This window comes from Micromonospora sp. WMMA1949 (assembly GCF_027460145.1).
GTDB lineage: Bacteria > Actinomycetota > Actinomycetes > Mycobacteriales > Micromonosporaceae > Micromonospora.
In genome coordinates, this window is record NZ_JAPZBG010000001.1 from 5,688,083 (window position 1) to 5,705,097 (window position 17,015).

Consider the following 17,015-nt stretch of genomic DNA (forward strand, 5'->3'; position numbering starts at 1 on the left):
CGGAGATCTTGGAAGATTTGGGCCCCCATGAGGGCCGGTTTCTTCCAAGATCTCCGACGGTGGGGTGTGCGCCGAGGCCTGCTCGCGTCGGTGCCCGCCCTGCCGGATGGAGATCTTGGTACGTCCTCGCCCTTGTGGGGGCCGTTCCGTACCAAGATCTCTCGCGGGCGGGCCCTCCACCGAGATCGGCGACATCCGCTCGGGGCCGGCGGGTCTGCCGTCGGCCTCCTGACCTTGCAGTCGATCATGAGGTTGGCGGCGACAAACCGGACACGAGGTGCCGTCAACCTCATGATCGACCCCGCAGGGGTGGCCCGGGCGTTGGCGGGCGCGACGTGGGGCGGGATGCGGCGAGACGGGCGTGCGCGAGCGGCCGGTGGGTGCGTCGGTCGGAGTAAAGAGCGGGCGTGTCCGTTGTGTGCCGGGTACCGGGGACACCTTGCGCCGGGTGTCGGATTCTGGGGTGGTGGGGGACACCCGGGTGGCGGAATCCGGGGCGGGGCCGGGGCGTTATACCTGGTGAACGACCGCAGCAGCACCCCCGGCGCCCCGGCAGGCGGGCGGCGGAACCCGGGAATGACCCCGGGCCGGCGGTCGTTGAACATGGCTCCGGCGCCGCCAGTGAGCCCCGTACGCCACCCCCGGCGCGGGCCGCGTGAGCAGGACGCGGGAGATCCCCCCAAGAACCTCTCTTGAGCGCCTGACGGTGCTCGCACCCGCACCGAACCCCCTCGGCGCGGGCGTCGACCCCCGAACGGAGCCCACCATGAACACGATCCTGCGCAAGAGCATCCTCGGTATCGCCGGTCTGACCGTCGCCGGTGGCCTCGCCGCCGGTCCTCTCCACCACGACGCCGGCACCCCGGTGCGCGACACGGCCGTGACCACCACCCAGGCCGCCGCGAAGCTGGACAGCGCCGCGCTGATCCCGCACGGCGTGCAGGGCGCCCAGTCGCGCATCGACCTGAACGACGAGCAGACCGCCAACGTGAAGGCGATCATCGCGGCGACGAAGAAGGCCGGCATGGACGAACGCGCCGCGGTCGTCTCCATCGCCACGGCGCTGCAGGAGTCGAAGCTGGAGAACCTGGGTCACCTGGGTGACCGTAACGACCACGACTCGCAGGGCCTGTTCCAGCAGCGTCCGTCGAGCGGCTGGGGCACGGTGGAGCAGATCACCGACCCCGAGTACTCCACCACCGCGTTCCTGAAGGGTCTGAAGCAGGTCGACGGCTGGAAGGACATGCCGCTGACCGTCGCCGCCCAGACCGTCCAGGTGTCCGCTTACCCGGACCACTACGCCCAGTGGGAGCAGCAGGCCGCCGACCTGGTGGCCGAGCACTGGAACAGCTGACCCGGCGGTGACCGGGGTCACGAGGAACGAGCGGAAGAACCGTGACCCCGGTACCGTTGTGCAGAGCGTCGGTGTGTTCAGTGTCCCCGGGCCTCACCTAAATTGCCTTCGCGGAATACCGTTCGGCTGGAGCCGCGTCGCGCCACTCGCCGAGAGGCGACATGCACACCGACGCCCAGAGCCGCCCCGGCCACCCGGCCGGGGCGGCTCTGTCTGTGGGCTCGAGTCGCACGCCCCGGTTCGCTGGCCTAGGGTTACAGGCAGAGGTGAGCCGTTCTCGACGGAGAGGGGGTGCGCGGATGGGGTTCAAGACGTTCATCCAGGGGTGGCCGGTCTACCGGCAACTCACCGGCACCGACCCGCTCGGTCGCGGCGCCGCCGCCCAGTCGGCGCGCTCCGCCGAGTTGGCCCCCCGCACCGAGACCGCCGACGGCATGGCCCGCTCGGTCTGCCCGTACTGCGCGGTCGGCTGCGGGCAGCGGGTCTTCCACTCCGGCGGCAAGGTCACCCAGATCGAGGGCGACCCGGACAGCCCGATCTCGCGCGGCCGGCTGTGCCCGAAGGGCTCGGCCAGCAAGAGCCTGGTGACCAGCCCGCTGCGCCCGACCACGGTCCGCTACCGCCGGCCGTACGCGACCGAGTGGGAAGACCTCGACCTCGACGTCGCGCTCGACATGATCGCCGACCGGATCCTCGCCGCCCGCGCGGAGACCTGGGAGGACGTCGACGACGAGGGCCGCCCGCTGAACCGGACGCTGGGCATCTCCAGCCTCGGCGGCGCGACGCTGGACAACGAGGAGAACTACCTCATCAAGAAGCTGTTCACGGCGATGGGGGCACTCCAGATCGAGAACCAGGCCCGTATTTGACACTCCGCCACCGTCCCCGGTCTGGGGACCAGCTTCGGTCGCGGCGGCGCGACGGACTTCCAGCAGGACCTCGTCAACGCTGACGTCATCGTCATCCAGGGCTCGAACATGGCCGAGGCCCACCCGGTGGGCTTCCAGTGGGTGATGGAGGCGAAGAAGCGCGGCGCGAAGGTCTTCCACGTGGACCCGCGGTTCACGCGTACCAGCGCGCTCGCCGACACGTACCTGCCGATCCGCGCGGGCACGGACATCGCGCTGCTCGGCGGCGTGGTGCGCTACATCCTGGAGAACGAGCTGGACTTCCGGGAGTACGTGCTGGCGTACACCAACGCGGCCAACATCGTCAGCGAGCAGTTCGCCGACACCGAGGACCTGGACGGCCTGTTCTCCGGCTACAACCCGGACACCGGCTCGTACGACCACACGAGCTGGCAGTACGAGGGCCAGGAGGACAGCGCCCGGATCCGGGGCACCGGCAAGGAACGTGACTCGGCCTCCGGGTTGGAGCACGAGTCGCACGGCGAGCCGGTGCCGCCGCAGGCGCCGCGGGACGAGACCTTGCAGCATCCGCGCTGCGTCTACCAGATCCTGAAGCGGCACTTCGCCCGCTACACCCCGGAGATGGTGGCCCGGGTGTGCGGCATCCCGGAGGAGAAGTTCCTGGAGCTGGCGCGCGCCTGGACGGAGAACTCGGGCCGGGAACGCACCGGCGCGCTCGTCTACTCCGTCGGCTGGACCCAGCACAGCGTCGGCGTGCAGTACATCCGCACCGGCTCGATCATCCAGACGCTGCTGGGCAACATGGGCCGCCCGGGTGGTGGCATCCTGGCGCTGCGCGGGCACGCCAGCATCCAGGGCTCCACCGACATCCCGACGCTGTTCAACCTGCTGCCCGGCTACCTGCCGATGCCGCACCACGCCGACCACCCGACGTTCGACGAGTGGGTGGACAGCATCCGGCGCCCGGGCCAGAAGGGCTTCTGGGGCAACTCGCGTGCGTTCGCGGCGAGCCTGCTGAAGGCGTACTGGGGTGACGCGGCGACGCCGGAGAACGACTTCTGCTACGGCTACATGCCCCGGATGACCGGCGACCACGGCACGTACCAGCAGGTCCTGAACATGATCGACGGCAAGGTGAAGGGCTACTTCCTGCTCGGCCAGAACCCGGCGGTCGGCTCGGCGCACGGCCGGGCCCAGCGTCTCGGCATGGCCAACCTCGACTGGCTCGTCGTCCGCGACCTGTTCATGATCGAGAGCGCCACGTTCTGGAAGAACAGCCCGGAGGTCGCCACCGGCGAGATCGTGCCGGAGGAGTGCCGCACCGAGGTGTTCTTCCTGCCGGCGGCCTCGCACGTGGAGAAGGAGGGCACGTTCACGCAGACGCAGCGGCTGCTGCAGTGGCGGGAGAAGGCCGTCGACCCGCCGGGCGACGCCCGCTCCGAGCTGTGGTTCTTCTACCACCTGGGCCGCGTGCTGCGGGAGAAGCTGGCCGGCTCCACCGAGCGTCGCGACCGCGCGCTGCTGGACCTGGCCTGGGACTACCCCACGCACGGTCCGCACGCGGAGCCGAGCGCCGAGGCGGTGCTGAAGGAGATCAACGGGTACGAGGTGGCCACCGGTCGCCCGCTCAACGCGTTCGGCGAGGCCCGCGACGACGGCTCCACGGCAATCGGCTGCTGGATCTACTCCGGCGTCTACGCCGACGGGGTGAACCAGGCGGCCCGCCGCCGGTCCCGGCACGAGCAGGACTGGGTGGCGGCCGAGTGGGGCTGGGCGTGGCCGGCGAACCGCCGCACGCTGTACAACCGCGCCTCCGCCGACCCGGAGGGCCGGCCGTGGAGCGAGCGCAAGAAGTACGTCTGGTGGGACCCGGAGGCCGGCGAGTGGACCGGCTACGACGTGCCGGACTTCGAGAAGACGAAGCCGCCGTCGTACCGGCCGCCCGAGGGTGCCTCCGGTCCGGCCGGGCTCGCCGGTGACGACGCGTTCGTCATGCAGGGCGACGGCAAGGCGTGGCTGTACGCGCCGACCGGTGTCCTGGACGGCCCGCTGCCGACGCACTACGAGCCGGCCGAGTCGCCGATGCGCAACCCGCTCTACGGTCAGCAGGCCAACCCGACCCGCAAGATCTACGAGCACCCGGTCAACCGGATGAACCCGAGCCCGCCGGAGCCGCACAGCCAGGTCTTCCCGTACGTGTTCACGGTCAGCCGCCTCACCGAGCACCACACGGCCGGTGGGATGAGCCGTACCGTGCCGCGCCTGGCGGAGCTGCAACCGGAGATGTTCGTCGAGGTGTCCCCGGAACTGGCCGGCGAGATCGGCCTGGACCACCTGGGCTGGGCGCACCTGATCAGCGGCCGCGCGGTGATCGAGGCGCGGGTGCTGGTCACCGACCGGCTCACCCCGCTGCGGGTGGACGGCCGGATCATCCACCAGGTCTGGCTGCCGTACCACTTCGGCACCGAGGGTCTGGTCACCGGCGACTCGGCGAACGACCTGTTCGGCATCACGCTGGACCCGAACGTCCTCATCCAGGAGAGCAAGGTCGGCACCTGCGACATCCGGCCCGGCCGTCGTCCCACCGGCCCGCCGCTGCTCGACCTGGTCGGCGACTACCAGCGGCGGGCCGGGATGACGCCGGACCGGAAGATCCCCGTGGTGACCACCGACGCCGGCGGCGGGGACGACGCCGCCGGCAGCACCGACGAGCGGTCGCCCGCCGCGCACCAGGACGGGGAACCGGATGCCTGACGCCAACAGCCTGTACGGCCCGCTCGACCCGGCCCCGGACGCGGGCTGGGTCGACGCGCCGCCCCGGATGGGCTTCTTCACCGACACCAGCGTCTGCATCGGCTGCAAGGCGTGCGAGGTGGCCTGCAAGGAGTGGAACGGCGTCCCGGACTCCGGTTTCGACCTGCTCGGCATGTCGTACGACAACACCGGCGCGCTGACCGCGAACTCGTGGCGGCACGTCGCGTTCATCGAGCAGCCCCGCCCGGCCGGGCACCGCACGCCGCCGTTCGCCGGCGACCCGACCGGCCCGGCGATCAGCCCCGCGTCGGCGTCGGTCGGCGCGGGCACGGCCCCCGACACCGGTACGAACCCGGGCCTGCCGCCGGGACAGCCGGAGGCGGCGGCGCGGATGGCCGCCGGTCCGGAGTTCCTCGGCATGCCCGGCACCCAGCCGCCCGGGCGGGCCACCGGCGTGGAGAGCCGCACCGACTTCCGCTGGCTGATGATGTCCGACGTGTGCAAGCACTGCACGCACGCGGCCTGCCTGGACGTGTGCCCGACCGGTTCGCTGTTCCGCACCGAGTTCGGCACGGTGGTGGTGCAGGAGGACATCTGCAACGGCTGCGGCTACTGCATCTCCGCCTGCCCGTACGGCGTGATCGACCAGCGCAAGGGTGACGGCCGGGCGTGGAAGTGCACGCTGTGCTACGACCGGATGGGCGCGGGCATGACACCCGCCTGCGCGCAGGCCTGCCCGACCGAGTCCATCCAGTACGGCCCGCTCGACGAGCTGCGGGAACGCGCCGCCACGCGGGTAGCCGCGCTGCACGAGCGGGGTGTGCCGGAGGCACGTCTCTACGGCCACGACCCGACCGACGGCGTGGGCGGGGACGGCGCGTTCTTCCTGCTGCTCGACGAGCCGGAGGTCTACGGGCTGCCGCCGGACCCGGTGGTCACCACCCGGGACCTGCCGAAGATGTGGAAGCGGGCCGGGCTGGCCGCGCTGACCATGGCGGCGGCCGCCGTCGCCGCGTTCGTCGGAGGATCGTCGTGAGCCCGGACCGCCCGGTCGGTGACCTGTTCCGCCGTTTCCGCGAGCGCCTGTCCGCCGAACGCCCCTCCGGGCCGCACGACGGTCTCGAGCGGCTGAGTGCGGGCCGCGGCAGCGCCGCCGAGCGGGAGAACGGCACCCGGGCCACCGCGCCCGGTCCCGGGATGGGCCGCACCGACGCGGGCTCCCGCGACGCCGGCCTGCCCCCGCACCCGCCCCGCGACGCGGCACCACGCCGACGCCGCGGCAAGGGCGGCAAGGGCGGCAAGGGCGGCGGGGAGCAGCTCACCGTGCCGCCGGCCGAGTTCACCTCCTACTACGGCCGGCCCGTCCTCAAGCCGCCGGTGTGGCGGTGGGACATCGCCGCGTACCTGTTCACCGGCGGCCTCGCCGCCGGCTCGTCGCTGCTGGCCGCGGGCGGGCAGCTCACCGGCCGTCCGGCGTTGCGCCGCGCCGGCCGGGTCGCCGCGCTGGCCGGGGTCGGCGCGAGCACCTACTTCCTGATCAACGACCTGGGCCGGCCGTCGCGCTTCCACCACATGCTGCGGGTGGCGAAGGTGACCTCGCCGATGTCGGTGGGCACCTGGATCCTCAGCGTGTTCGGCCCGGCCGCCGGGGCCGCCGCGGTCGCCGAGGTGGCCCCGCTGCTGCCCGAGCACGGCGTGCTGGGGCTCGGCCGCCGGCTGCTGCCCCCGGCCGGGCACGCCGCCGGTGTGGTGGCCGCCGTCACCGCGCCGGCGCTCGCCACGTACACCGGGGTGCTGCTGGCGGACACGGCGGTGCCGTCGTGGCACGAGGCGTACCCGGAACTGCCCGCCATCTTCGCGGGCAGCGCGCTGGCCAGCGGTGCCGGTGTCGGGCTGGTGGCCGCGCCCTGCCCGCAGGCCGGCCCGGCGCGGCGTCTCGCGGTCGCGGGCGCGGCGATGGAACTGTGGGGTTCGCACCGGGTGGAGAACCGGCTCGGCCTGCTCAGCGAGCCCTACACGCAGGGCACACCGGGCAAGCTGCTGCGCGCGGGCCGGGCGCTCACCGCCGCCGGTGTCGTGGGCGCGCTGGTCGGCCGCCGCAGCCGGGTGCTGTCCGCGCTGTCCGGCGGCGCGCTGATCGCCGCGTCGGTGTGCACCCGGTTCGGGATCTTCCACGGCGGCGTGGCGTCCGCGCGCGACCCGCGCTACACGGTCGTGCCGCAGCGCGAACGCGCCGACCGGCGGGCCGCCGACCAGGTCTGACACCTCCCCGGGCGGCCGCGCGGCGGCTGTGGTTGACTGCTGCGTGGAGGCGTTCAGGCGGCTGGTGCCCCTCCCGGTCTTCAAAACCGGTGTGGTCCGGGACCCGGGCCAGGCGGGTTCGATTCCCGTCCGTCTCCGCCAAAACCGTTCCCGGGAGTGCACCGATGCGTGAGGTCGACCCGCGACGGCGGGTGCCGCGCACCGACGCGCTGCTCGCCGATCCCGCGCTGGCCGCCGCCGCCGCGACGCTCGGCCGCGACCGGGTCAAGGCCGCGATCGTCCGCGCGCAGGACCGCGCCCGCCGGGGCGAGCTGACCCCCGATCAGGTACGCGACGCGGCGCTGGCCGACCTGCCCGGCCGTACGCCACGCGCGGTGCTCAACGCCACCGGCGTCGTGCTGCACACCAACCTGGGCCGCGCCCCGCTCGCCCCGTCGGCGGTGGACGCGCTGGTCGCCGCCGCCGGGCACACCGACGTGGAGCTGGACCTGCGGACCGGGCGGAGGGCCCGGCGCGGCCGGGAGGCGCTGGACGCGCTCGCCGCGGCGGTGCCCGACGCCGGGGCGGTGCACGTGGTGAACAACGGCGCGGCGGCGCTGGTGCTGGCCGCGACCGCGCTCGCCGCCGGCCGGGAGATCGTGGTCAGCCGCGGTGAGCTGGTCGAGATCGGCGACGGGTTCCGCCTGCCCGACCTGCTGGCCAGCACCGGCGCGCGGCTGCGCGAGGTGGGCACCACCAACCGCACCACCCGCGCCGACTACGAGGCGGCGATCGGCGAGCGGACCGGGTTCGTGCTCAAGGTGCACCCGTCGAACTTCGTGGTCACCGGCTTCACGTCGGCGGTGCCGGTGGCCGAGCTGGCCACGCTCGGCGTACCGGTGGTGGTCGACATCGGGTCCGGGCTGCTCGCGCCGGACCCGCTGCTGCCCGCCGAGCCGGACGCCGCCACCACGCTGCGCGCGGGCGCGCACCTCGTCACCGCCAGCGGCGACAAGCTGCTCGGCGGACCGCAGGCCGGTCTGCTGCTCGGCGACGCCGACCTGGTGCAGCGGCTGCGCCGGCACCCGCTCGCGCGAGCGCTGCGGGTCGACAAGCTCACCCTCGCCGCGCTCGCCGCCACCCTGTACGCGCCCACCACACCCACCCGGGACGCGCTGCACGCCGACCCGGTCCGGCTGCGGGATCGGCTGGAGCGGCTGCGGGACCGGCTCGGCGAAGACGGCTGCAAGGCCGAGGTGGTGCCCAGCGCCGCGGTGGTCGGCGGCGGCGGGGCGCCCGGCGTGGAGCTGGACTCGTGGGCGCTGAGCCTGCCCGAGCGGTACGCCGAGCCGCTGCGCACCGGCGAGCCGGCGGTCCTCGGGCGGGTGCTGCAGGGCCGGCTGCTGCTGGACCTGCGCGCCGTGCCGGAGGACGCCGACGACCGGGTCCGCGCGGCCGTGCTGAGCGTGGAGGACTGACCGGCATGTGGGTGGTGGCGACCGCCGGGCACGTCGACCACGGCAAGTCGACGCTGGTGCGGGCGCTGACCGGGATGGAACCGGACCGGTGGGCGGAGGAACGCCGCCGCGGCATGACCATCGACCTCGGCTTCGCCTGGACCACACTGCCGTCCGGCGGCACGATCGCCTTCGTCGACGTACCCGGGCACGAGCGGTTCGTGCCGAACATGCTCGCCGGTGTCGGCCCGGTGCCGGCCGCGCTGATCGTGGTGGCCGCCGACGAGGGCTGGATGCCGCAGTCCGCCGAGCACCTGGCCGCGCTGGACGCGCTGGGTGTGTCGTACGGGCTGTTGGCGGTGACCCGCGCGGACCTGGCCGATCCTGGGCCGGCGACGGCACGCGCCCGCAAGGAGATCGCCGCGACCTCGCTCGGTGAGGTGGAGGCGGTGCCCGTCTCCGCGGTCACCGGCGCCGGACTGCCCGTGCTGCGCGCCGCCCTGGACCGCCTGACCGCCCGGCTGCCCGACCCGGCCGCCGACGCGCCGGTGCGGCTCTGGGTGGACCGCGCGTTCACCGTGCGCGGCAGCGGCACGGTCGTCACCGGCACGCTCGGCGGCGGCCGGCTGCGCGTCGGCGACGAGCTGGAACTGGCCGCCACCGGGGAGACGGTGCGGGTACGCGGACTGCACTCCCTCGGTGTCGCGCATGCCGAGGTCGAGGCGGTGGCCCGGGTCGCGGTGAACCTGCGCGGCCTGTCCCGGGACCGGGTCGGGCGCGGCGACGCGCTGCTCACCCCGGGCCGGTTCGGGCGCAGCGACCTGCTCGACGTGCGGCTGTCCGGCGACCCGGCCGCCGACCTCCCGGCCACGCTCACCCTGCACGCCGGCTCGGCGGCGGTGCCCGCCCGTGTCCGGCCGCTGGGCCCGGACACGGTACGGCTGCGCCTGGACCGCCCGCTGCCGCTGCTGATCGGGGACCGGGCGCTGCTGCGCGACCCTGGCCGGCACCACGTCGCGGGCGGCGTGACAGTGCTGGACGTGGACCCGCCGCCGCTGCGCCGCCGGGGTGCGGCGGCCGCCCGTGCCGCGGTGCTGGCCGGCCTGGACGGACGGCCGGACCTGGCCGGGGAGCTGCGCCGGCGGCGGCTCGTCCGCGCCGGTGACCTGACCCGGATGGGCGTGCCACCGACCGCGACCCCGGTGACCGGGCAGTGGCTGGCCGACCCCGAACACTGGCGGGACCTGGGCCGCCGCCTCACCGAGGAGGTCACCCGGTACGCCGCCGAGCATCCGCTCGCCGCGGGCGTACCCGTCGACGTGCTGCGCCACCGCCTCGACCTGCCCGACCGTGCCCTGGTCACGGCGCTGCTGCGCCCACCGCTGCGGCTGCGCGACGGCCTGGTCACCGCCGCCGGGCAGCACACCCTGCCGGAACCGGTGGCCCGGGCGGTGGACCGGGTCCGGGCCGAGTACGGCGACCGCCCGTTCCAGGCCCCCGAGGCGCACCACCTGGCCGACCTCGGCCTGGGTCCCCGCGAGATCGGCGCCGCGGTACGCGCCGGCGCGCTGCTGAAGCTCGCCGAGAACGTGGTGCTGCTGCCCGGCGCGCCGGACGACGCGGTACGCGTGCTCGCCGGGCTGCCGCAGCCGTTCACGCTCAGCGCCGCCCGGCAGGCGCTCGGCACCACCCGCCGGGTGGCGGTGCCGCTGCTGGAACTGCTGGACCGGCGCGGCGCCACCCGGCGGCTGCCCGACGACGCCCGCGAGGTGGTCCGCCCGCCGGGCTGAGCCATCCGGCGCCACCGGCCCGAGCCGTCACCTACCGTGACGCCATGGACCCTTCCGCGGTCTGGCGGGACAAGAACCACAAGTGGCGGATCGAGGCGTACCGGGCACCGGATCTGCGGTTCGCCATCTACGCCACGAACGGCCCGACCGAGTCGGCGCCGCTGTGGCTGTTCGGGATGGCCGCGCTGGCCCGCTGGCTGATGACCCACGCGATCTCGCTGGACGACCTGGAGACGGACTGATGGGTGTCCAGGTCGCGCTGGTGCTGGTGCTGATCCTCGTCAACGCCGCCCTGTCCGGCAGCGAGATGGCGCTGGTGAGCCTGCGGGAGGGGCAGTTGCGCCGGCTGGCGCGCTCCGGGCGGGCCGGGGCGCGGCTGAGCCGGCTCACCCGCGAACCCAACCGCTACCTGGCCACCATCCAGCTCGGCATCACGCTCGCCGGGTTCCTCGCCTCGGCCGCCGCCGCGGTGACGCTCGCCGAGCCGCTCGTCGGCCCGCTGGGTTTCCTCGGCGGGGCGGCCCGCCCGGTGGCGGTGTTCCTGGTGACGCTGCTGCTGACGTTCCTCACCCTGGTGGTGGGGGAGCTGGCACCCAAGCGGCTCGCCATGCAGACGGCGGAACGGTGGGCGCTGATCAGCGCCGGTCCGCTGGACCTGCTGGCGCGGCTGTCCCGGCCGGCGGTGTGGCTGCTCGGCCGCTCCACCGACCTGCTGGTCCGGCTCGCCGGTGGCGACCCGCGCGCCAGCCGGCAGGAGGTGACCGAGGAGGAGCTGCGGGAGATGCTGGTCAGCCAGCGCGGCCTGTCCGCCCAGCAGCGGGAGATCCTCGCCGGAGCCTTCGACATCGCCGGCCGTACGCTGCGGGAGATCCTCGTCGCGCGCCGCGACGTGACCACGTTGCCCGCCGACCTGCCGGCGGCCGACGCGATGCGGCGGCTCGCGGCCACCGGCCGGTCCCGGGCGCCGGTGATCGGACCCGGCGGGCTCGACGACGTGTGCGGCACCGTGCACATCCGCGACCTGGTGGACGCCGACGGGGCGCGCGTCGGCGACCGGGCCCGCCCGCCGGTGCTGCTGCCGGGCACGTTGCCGGTGGCCGACGCGATGCGGCAGCTGCGCCAGCGGCACGAGCAGCTCGCGCTGGTGGTCGACGAGTACGGCGGCGTGGACGGCCTGGTCACCATGGAGGACCTGCTCGAGGAGGTCGTCGGCGAGCTGTACGACGAGACCGACCGGGACGTGCGCCGCGCCGTGCGGGAGCCGGACGGCGCGCTGCTGCTGCCCGGCGACTTCCCGCTGCACGACCTGCCCGACGTGGGCGTACGGGTCACGTTCCCGCTGTCGCGCGAGTACACCACGGTGGCCGGCCTGGTGCTGGCCGGGCTGGGCCGGCTGCCCGAGGGCCCGGGGGAGCGGGTGCGACTGCCCGGCCTCACCGTCGAGGTGGTCGAGGTGGCCGGACGGGCGATCCGCCGGGTCCGGCTGCGCGGCCCCGCCGTCGGGCGCACCCCCGACTGACACCCGGACGGGGGACAACCGCCCGATCCGCGTCCCGGCCCGCGCCGCCGGTCGTACGGTGCGGGCGTGAAGGACCGAGGAATGCGGACGTTCATCACCGTGCTGGCCGGGCTGGCCGTGATCTACTTCGGCTTCACCGGAAGCCGCGACAGTGGCGGTGAGGGTGGCGTCTCCGGCGGCGTGGTGCTGCTCGCGCTGCTCGCCTCGCTGCTGGCCTGGAACCTGACGAAGCCCGGCCCGGCCAAGTAGTCACCGGGCCGTGGCGGCGCTGCGGCTCACCTCGCCCGCCGACTCCTCGCCCAGGGCCACCCGCACCAGCGCCGACGCGAGCCGGCCGAAGTCGGCCTCGCCGACCAGGCCGACCAGGTCGCCGGGGCTCGCCGGCAGGCCCAGCCGCTTCGCCCCGGCCAGCGTGCGCCGGTCGGCGTACGGGCACACGTCCGGCCACACCGACTGCGCCTCGCGCAGGAAGATGTCCGCCCCGGTGGGGCCGATGCCGGGGAACTCGGTGAGCAGCCGGCGCAGCACGGCCCGGTCGGCGCCGGCCTCCTTGTGCAGCCGCCGCAGGTCGCCGTGCCAGCGGTCCAGGCAGAGGCGGGCGCCGGTGCCGAGCATGGTCGCGGTCCGCTCGTCGTAGCGCCGGTAGTGGCCCCGGCCCAGCGCGTCGACCCGGTCCTGCCAGCTCGCCGCCTCCATCGCCTGCGGGGTGCGGTAGCCGGCCGCGAACAGCTCCCGGGCGGCGGCCACCGCCACCGAGGCCCGGATCCGGGTGCTCAGCAGCGTGGTGAGCACCAGCAACTGGTAGAGCGGGCCGGGCCGGTCCGCGAGGGCGATGCCGGCCTCCTCCGCGTACGTGCGGGACTGCCGGTCCAGCAGGGCCCGTGCGACGTTGCGATCGTCTGGCATCCACCCGGATTACCCGCCCCGGCCCCGGCCAGACCCCCGGGCCCGTCCGGAATGCGCGGGGCGGCGGCGGGTACGCGGGCCGGGTGCGCGGTCGACGGCCGTGCGCCCCACCGGAAGGAGAGACCCGTGGTCAAGCCGCAGCAGGAGGAACTGCGCCGGAACGACCTCGGCGCCACCAGCCAGGACAGCCGCAAAACGGCCACCCAGGCGGGCGGCCGTTCGCGGAGCCGGGGCACGTCGAACGCGGATGCGGGACGACCCGTCCCCAGGGGACAGGTGTCGCCGTACGGCCCGGCCGGTGAGCCGGTCGCCGACGACGAGAGCTAACCGCGAGCCGTTGTCGGCCGCAGCCGCCGCCAGGTGGCTGCGGCCGACAGCCCGTACGCCAGGTGCGGGATCAGGTCGGAGACCCAGTCGGCGCGGCGCCACGTGCGCGGATCGGTCACGCCGAGCACCGTCATCGAGCCGTCCGAGGTCGCCATCACGCCGCCGCCGAGCAGCACGGTGGCCACCGGCAACGGAATCCGCCGACTCGCCGCGACCACGCCGAACGCGGCGCCGGCGGCGATGCCGGTGGCGTACCCGAGCAGTGGTCCCAGACCGGAGCGGCGGTTCGCCGCCTCGTCGCCGGGGCCCAGGTCGACGTGCGTGACGTCGGCCAGCCGTCCGGCGACCGATTCGGGGGTGCTGCTGGCCGGCCGGGCCCGCAACGCCATGTCGAGGTACGAGACCGCGTTGAGGACGGCGCTGCCGACGGCGCCCGCGATGGCGCCGTCGACAACCGCTGCCGTCCTCACTTGCGGTCACCCGGTTCCCGGTTGCCCTTGGGGCCGTAGGTCCGTTCGCCCCGGACCACGCCGCGTTGCCCCCTGTCGTCCTGGAGGATCCGGTTCGCGACCTGGTTCGCCTCCTTGTCGGACGCCCGTCCGGACTGCTCGACGAGGTCGCGAAGGCGTGCCCGCTGCTTGTCGTACGCGTTGCTGCCCGGCCGTGGTCCTGGCATCTCTGCCTCCTCCGGATCGCTGTCGGCTGACGCAGGCGTCTACCCGCCCGGGCCGGGACCAACCGTTGCGGGCGGACCCGCCGGCCGGCCGGGCGGCGGGTCCGCCCGCTCAGTCCGGGGCCCGGACCACCGCTACCGGGCAGGCGGAGCGGTGCAGGATCCCCTGGCTCACCGAGCCCAGCAGCAGCCCGCCCAGCTCGCCCCGGCCCTGCCGGCCCACCACGGCCAGCTGGGCCCCGGCCGACGCCGCGGTCAGCGCCGCGACCGGCTTGGCGCATACCGCCTCGGTGCGTACCGGCAGGTCCGGCCACCGCTCGCCGATCCCGGTGAGCGCCTCGGCGAGCACCCGCTCGCCCTCCTCGGCCCCGTCGTCGCGCCCGCGCCTCGCCGGGCGGGCGTGCACCACGTGCAGCGCGGCGCCGCGCGCGGACGCGGTCTCCGCGGCGAACTCGACGGCGGCGCGCGACAGCGTGGAGCCGTCCACGCCGACCACCACCGGGCCGCCCTCGTGGTCCGTGCCGCGCGCGATCAGGACCGGGCAGTCGGCGTACGAGGCGACCTGCACCGCCACCGACCCGACCACGAGCGCGGCGAATCCGCCCAGGCCCCGGTCGCCGAGCACGATCACGGCGGCGGTGGGGGACTCGCCGAGCAGCACCGCTGCCGCCTCCCCGTCGATGATCTCGCCGGTGATGCGCAGCCCGGGCGACTCGGCCTCGGCCGCGGCGACCGCGTCGGAGACCAGTTGCTCGGCCTGGTTGCGCAGGCCGGCGCCGGGTGGTGACCCGGCCGGCGCGGAGACCGGTACGCGCAGCAGCGGCCAGATGAAACCGTGCACCACCCGCAGCGGGCGGTTACGCCGCCGGGCCTCCCGGGCCGCCAGGCGCACCGCCCGGGTCGCCGGTTCGGAGCCGTCCACCCCGACCACCACCGCGGCCCCGTTCGCCGAGTTCACCCGTACCTCCTCGTGGCCGGCGCTCCCGCGGCCAGTATCGCGGCCCGGGTGGCCGGCCCGGGGCGATACCGCGGGGGTCGCCCGGTGGGTACGCTCGGGTGCAGCGCCCAGGGGAGGGAGCCCTGTCGATGGATCAGCCGGACGGACCGAGCACCGCCCGCATGATCGACTACTGGCTCGGCGGCCGGCACCACCGCCCGGTGGACGTGGCGGCCGCCGCCGCGTTCGAGGCGGCGTACGGGCCCTGTGCGGTGATCTTCCGGTCGTTGCGCGGCTTTCTCGGCCGTACCGTGCGGGCGATGGCAGCCGACGGGGTGGACGGCTTCCTGGTCTTCGGCGCGGGCGTCCCCACCTGCGGCAACGTGCACGAGGTCGCGCCGGAGGCGACGGTCCTCTACACCGACGTGGACCCGGAGACGGTCCGGCTGGGCCGGAGTCTGCTCGCCGGCAGCGACCGGGCCGGGTACGGCTACGGCGACGCCACCGACATCGGGACCGTCGACCGGGCGCTGCTGCACCGTTTCGTCCCGGGCTGGGGGAGACGGCCGGTGGGCGTGGTCTTCCTCGGGCTGGCGGCGTTCCTGGACGACGAGACGCTCGCGCGTACGCTCGACGAGCTGTACCAGGCGGTGGCGCCGGGCAGCCGGCTCGCGATCGACTTCGACACCGAGGAGCTGGCCGGGCACCCCGAGGCGCTGGCGATGATGGGTCCGGCGTTCCGGATGCGGGCGCCCGAGCGGTTCGCGCCGCTGCTGGGCCGCTGGCAGCCGACCGGCGACGGCATCGTGCCGGTGGCGCGGTGGCGGCCGGCGGGTGAGCCGGAGCCGGTGCCGGACGCGTTCCACGGCGCGCTGGCGTTGCGCGAGGCCGGCTGAGCCGGTCCGGTCACGCGCGGCCGAGGCGGGGCGTTCACCGTTCGGGCACCTTCGTATGATGTTTGCCCTGTAGCAATAGTCGTCATCGGAGGATGAGCATGCCGGAGGCGTCCGGATCGGTGTCGCGTGCCCTGCGCACGGCGTCACCCGACCAGCTGGCGGAGACCGCGGACGCGGTGCTGCGCCAGACGCTCGGGGCCGCGCGGGCGGAGGTGTTCGTCGCCGACTACCGCGCCAGCGGACTCTGGCCGGTGCTCGACCCGGACGTGCCCGACGGCGGCCCGCTGCTGGCCCACAGCGTGGCGCAGCGCTGTTTCAGCAGCCAGGAGCCGGTGCTGGACGTCGTCGAGGACGGCCGCTGCCGCGCCTACCTGCCGCTGTCGGTGTGGGGGGAGCGGCTCGGCGTGCTGATGGTGGAGCTGCCCGGCGACCCGGACGCGGCCACTGTGGAGGCCGCTCGCGACGCCGCGGGGGAGCTGGCCGTGGCGATCCGGGCGGCCGACCGGGAGACCGACCGCTACCGGCGCGCCCGGCGGCGGGAGCGGCTGAGCATGGCCGCCGAGATGCAGTGGGATCTGCTGCCCGGGCGCAGCGTACGGATCGGCGACGCGCTGCTCGCCGGGCAGCTCGAGCCGGCGTACACGGTGGGCGGCGACCACTTCGACTGGTCCGTGGACGGCGACCGGCTCACCCTCACCGTGCTCAACGGCACCGGCATCGGGCTGGCCGCGTCGATGCTCACGGCGATGACGGTGAACGCCATGCGCAACGCCCGGCGTTCCGGCGGCAGCCTGGTGGAGCAGGCGGAGCTGGCCTCGGACACCATCTACTACCAGCACCGGGGGAGCCGGCACGTGGCCACGCTGCTGCTGGAGCTGGACAGCCGCCGGGGCGTGATGCGGGCGGTGGACGCCGGTTCACCGCAACTGCTGCGGCTGCGCGGGGGCCGCGTCACGCCGATCGCGCTGGAGCAGCAGCTGCCGCTGGGCATGTTCGCCGAGACGCGTTACGACGTGCAGGAGTTCACTCTGGAGCCGGGCGATCGTCTCTTCGTCGTCAGCGACGGGGTGTACGCGGCGGAGCCCGACGACCAGGAGCCGTACGGTGTGCGGGCGATGGCGCGCGCGATGCGGTCGACTCGGCTGCAGCCGGCGACCGAGGCAGTTGGTACGGTGATGCGCGAACTGCATGCGTACCATGCCGACGCGGACCTCCGTGACGACGCGGTCGTCGTCTGCCTGGACTGGCGCGGCTCCAGCCGGTCCGGCGACGTGACGGGGCAGTGACGGGGG

General features: G+C 74.8%; 16 protein-coding genes and 1 tRNA gene. 13 read left to right on the forward strand and 4 right to left on the reverse strand.

Features of this window, described 5'->3' with window-relative positions:
• Nucleotides 1–766 precede the first annotated feature (766 nt).
• The 10 genes from O7607_RS26550 to O7607_RS26595 all read left to right on the forward strand — a co-directional run bounded on the left by O7607_RS26550 (nt 767) and on the right by O7607_RS26595 (nt 12,233).
• A complete protein-coding gene (locus O7607_RS26550; protein WP_269706026.1) occupies nt 767–1,354 on the forward strand; it encodes a hypothetical protein in 588 nt (195 codons plus the stop codon).
• A gap of 299 nt (nt 1,355–1,653) precedes the next feature.
• A complete protein-coding gene (gene fdh / locus O7607_RS26555) occupies nt 1,654–4,977 on the forward strand; it encodes a formate dehydrogenase (protein WP_269706029.1) in 3,324 nt (1,107 codons plus the stop codon).
• Nucleotides 4,970–6,013: a 4Fe-4S dicluster domain-containing protein gene (locus tag O7607_RS26560; RefSeq protein ID WP_269706031.1), complete on the forward strand. Its 1,044-nt coding sequence runs from the start codon at nt 4,970–4,972 to the stop codon at nt 6,011–6,013. Before fdh ends, O7607_RS26560 begins: the two co-directional genes overlap by 8 nt.
• Nucleotides 6,010–7,239 carry an NrfD/PsrC family molybdoenzyme membrane anchor subunit gene (gene nrfD / locus O7607_RS26565; protein WP_269706032.1) on the forward strand — a complete coding sequence of 410 codons (1,230 nt, stop codon included), beginning with the start codon at nt 6,010–6,012 and terminating at the stop codon, nt 7,237–7,239. Before O7607_RS26560 ends, nrfD begins: the two co-directional genes overlap by 4 nt.
• Before the next feature lie 45 nt (nt 7,240–7,284).
• Nucleotides 7,285–7,380 (forward strand) — tRNA-Sec (locus tag O7607_RS26570).
• 23 nt (nt 7,381–7,403) lie between these two features.
• Nucleotides 7,404–8,696: an L-seryl-tRNA(Sec) selenium transferase gene (selA, locus tag O7607_RS26575; RefSeq protein WP_269706034.1), complete on the forward strand. Its 1,293-nt coding sequence runs from the start codon at nt 7,404–7,406 to the stop codon at nt 8,694–8,696.
• A gap of 5 nt (nt 8,697–8,701) precedes the next feature.
• On the forward strand, nt 8,702–10,465 hold the full coding sequence (gene selB / locus O7607_RS26580) for a selenocysteine-specific translation elongation factor (RefSeq protein ID WP_269706036.1): 1,764 nt from the start codon (nt 8,702–8,704) through the stop codon (nt 10,463–10,465).
• 44 nt (nt 10,466–10,509) lie between these two features.
• Entirely contained in the window at nt 10,510–10,707 is a 198-nt protein-coding gene (locus tag O7607_RS26585) for a hypothetical protein (protein ID WP_030503909.1), read from the forward strand.
• Complete coding sequence (locus tag O7607_RS26590) at nt 10,707–11,984, forward strand: hemolysin family protein (protein ID WP_269706037.1); 1,278 nt, start codon at nt 10,707–10,709, stop codon at nt 11,982–11,984. The genes O7607_RS26585 and O7607_RS26590 overlap by 1 nt, the downstream gene beginning before the upstream one ends.
• Before the next feature lie 66 nt (nt 11,985–12,050).
• Complete coding sequence (locus O7607_RS26595; RefSeq protein ID WP_194803387.1) at nt 12,051–12,233, forward strand: hypothetical protein; 183 nt, start codon at nt 12,051–12,053, stop codon at nt 12,231–12,233.
• Here O7607_RS26595 and O7607_RS26600 read toward each other — a convergent pair whose 3' ends face one another.
• A complete protein-coding gene (locus tag O7607_RS26600) occupies nt 12,234–12,890 on the reverse strand; it encodes a hypothetical protein (protein ID WP_269706039.1) in 657 nt (218 codons plus the stop codon).
• 126 nt (nt 12,891–13,016) lie between these two features.
• Between O7607_RS26600 and O7607_RS26605 the strand changes: the two genes are divergently transcribed.
• Complete coding sequence (locus O7607_RS26605; protein WP_269697006.1) at nt 13,017–13,217, forward strand: hypothetical protein; 201 nt, start codon at nt 13,017–13,019, stop codon at nt 13,215–13,217.
• Here O7607_RS26605 and O7607_RS26610 read toward each other — a convergent pair.
• The 3 genes from O7607_RS26610 to O7607_RS26620 all read right to left on the reverse strand — a co-directional run bounded on the left by O7607_RS26610 (nt 13,214) and on the right by O7607_RS26620 (nt 14,848).
• Entirely contained in the window at nt 13,214–13,687 is a 474-nt protein-coding gene (locus O7607_RS26610) for a hypothetical protein (protein WP_269706042.1), read from the reverse strand. The two genes, O7607_RS26605 and O7607_RS26610, sit on opposite strands and share 4 nt — an antisense overlap.
• Entirely contained in the window at nt 13,684–13,893 is a 210-nt protein-coding gene (locus O7607_RS26615) for a phosphatidylethanolamine-binding protein (protein ID WP_269706044.1), read from the reverse strand. Before O7607_RS26615 ends, O7607_RS26610 begins: the two co-directional genes overlap by 4 nt.
• A 109-nt stretch (nt 13,894–14,002) precedes the next feature.
• Nucleotides 14,003–14,848, reverse strand: coding sequence for a universal stress protein (locus O7607_RS26620; protein WP_269706045.1), 846 nt, complete (start codon nt 14,846–14,848; stop codon nt 14,003–14,005).
• 128 nt (nt 14,849–14,976) lie between these two features.
• Here O7607_RS26620 and O7607_RS26625 point away from each other — a divergent pair, with 128 nt between their 5' ends.
• Complete coding sequence (locus tag O7607_RS26625; protein WP_269706049.1) at nt 14,977–15,723, forward strand: SAM-dependent methyltransferase; 747 nt, start codon at nt 14,977–14,979, stop codon at nt 15,721–15,723.
• Nucleotides 15,724–15,821: 98 nt separating this feature from the next.
• A complete protein-coding gene (locus O7607_RS26630; RefSeq protein WP_269707085.1) occupies nt 15,822–17,009 on the forward strand; it encodes a PP2C family protein-serine/threonine phosphatase in 1,188 nt (395 codons plus the stop codon).
• The last annotated feature ends 6 nt before the right edge of the window (nt 17,010–17,015 follow it).

What these genes read in the sequence shown, in the direction of transcription:
- O7607_RS26585 (WP_030503909.1), top strand. Translation starts at nt 10,510, where the DNA reads ATGGACCCTTCCGCGGTCTGGCGGGACAAGAACCACAAGTGGCGGATC.
- O7607_RS26590 (WP_269706037.1), top strand. Translation starts at nt 10,707, where the DNA reads ATGGGTGTCCAGGTCGCGCTGGTGCTGGTGCTGATCCTCGTCAACGCC.
- O7607_RS26625 (WP_269706049.1), top strand. Translation starts at nt 14,977, where the DNA reads ATGGATCAGCCGGACGGACCGAGCACCGCCCGCATGATCGACTACTGG.
- O7607_RS26600 (WP_269706039.1), bottom strand. Translation starts at nt 12,890, where the DNA reads ATGCCAGACGATCGCAACGTCGCACGGGCCCTGCTGGACCGGCAGTCC.
- selA (WP_269706034.1), top strand. Translation starts at nt 7,404, where the DNA reads ATGCGTGAGGTCGACCCGCGACGGCGGGTGCCGCGCACCGACGCGCTG.
- O7607_RS26615 (WP_269706044.1), bottom strand. Translation starts at nt 13,893, where the DNA reads ATGCCAGGACCACGGCCGGGCAGCAACGCGTACGACAAGCAGCGGGCA.
- O7607_RS26550 (WP_269706026.1), top strand. Translation starts at nt 767, where the DNA reads ATGAACACGATCCTGCGCAAGAGCATCCTCGGTATCGCCGGTCTGACC.
- selB (WP_269706036.1), top strand. Translation starts at nt 8,702, where the DNA reads ATGTGGGTGGTGGCGACCGCCGGGCACGTCGACCACGGCAAGTCGACG.
- O7607_RS26560 (WP_269706031.1), top strand. Translation starts at nt 4,970, where the DNA reads ATGCCTGACGCCAACAGCCTGTACGGCCCGCTCGACCCGGCCCCGGAC.
- O7607_RS26630 (WP_269707085.1), top strand. Translation starts at nt 15,822, where the DNA reads ATGCCGGAGGCGTCCGGATCGGTGTCGCGTGCCCTGCGCACGGCGTCA.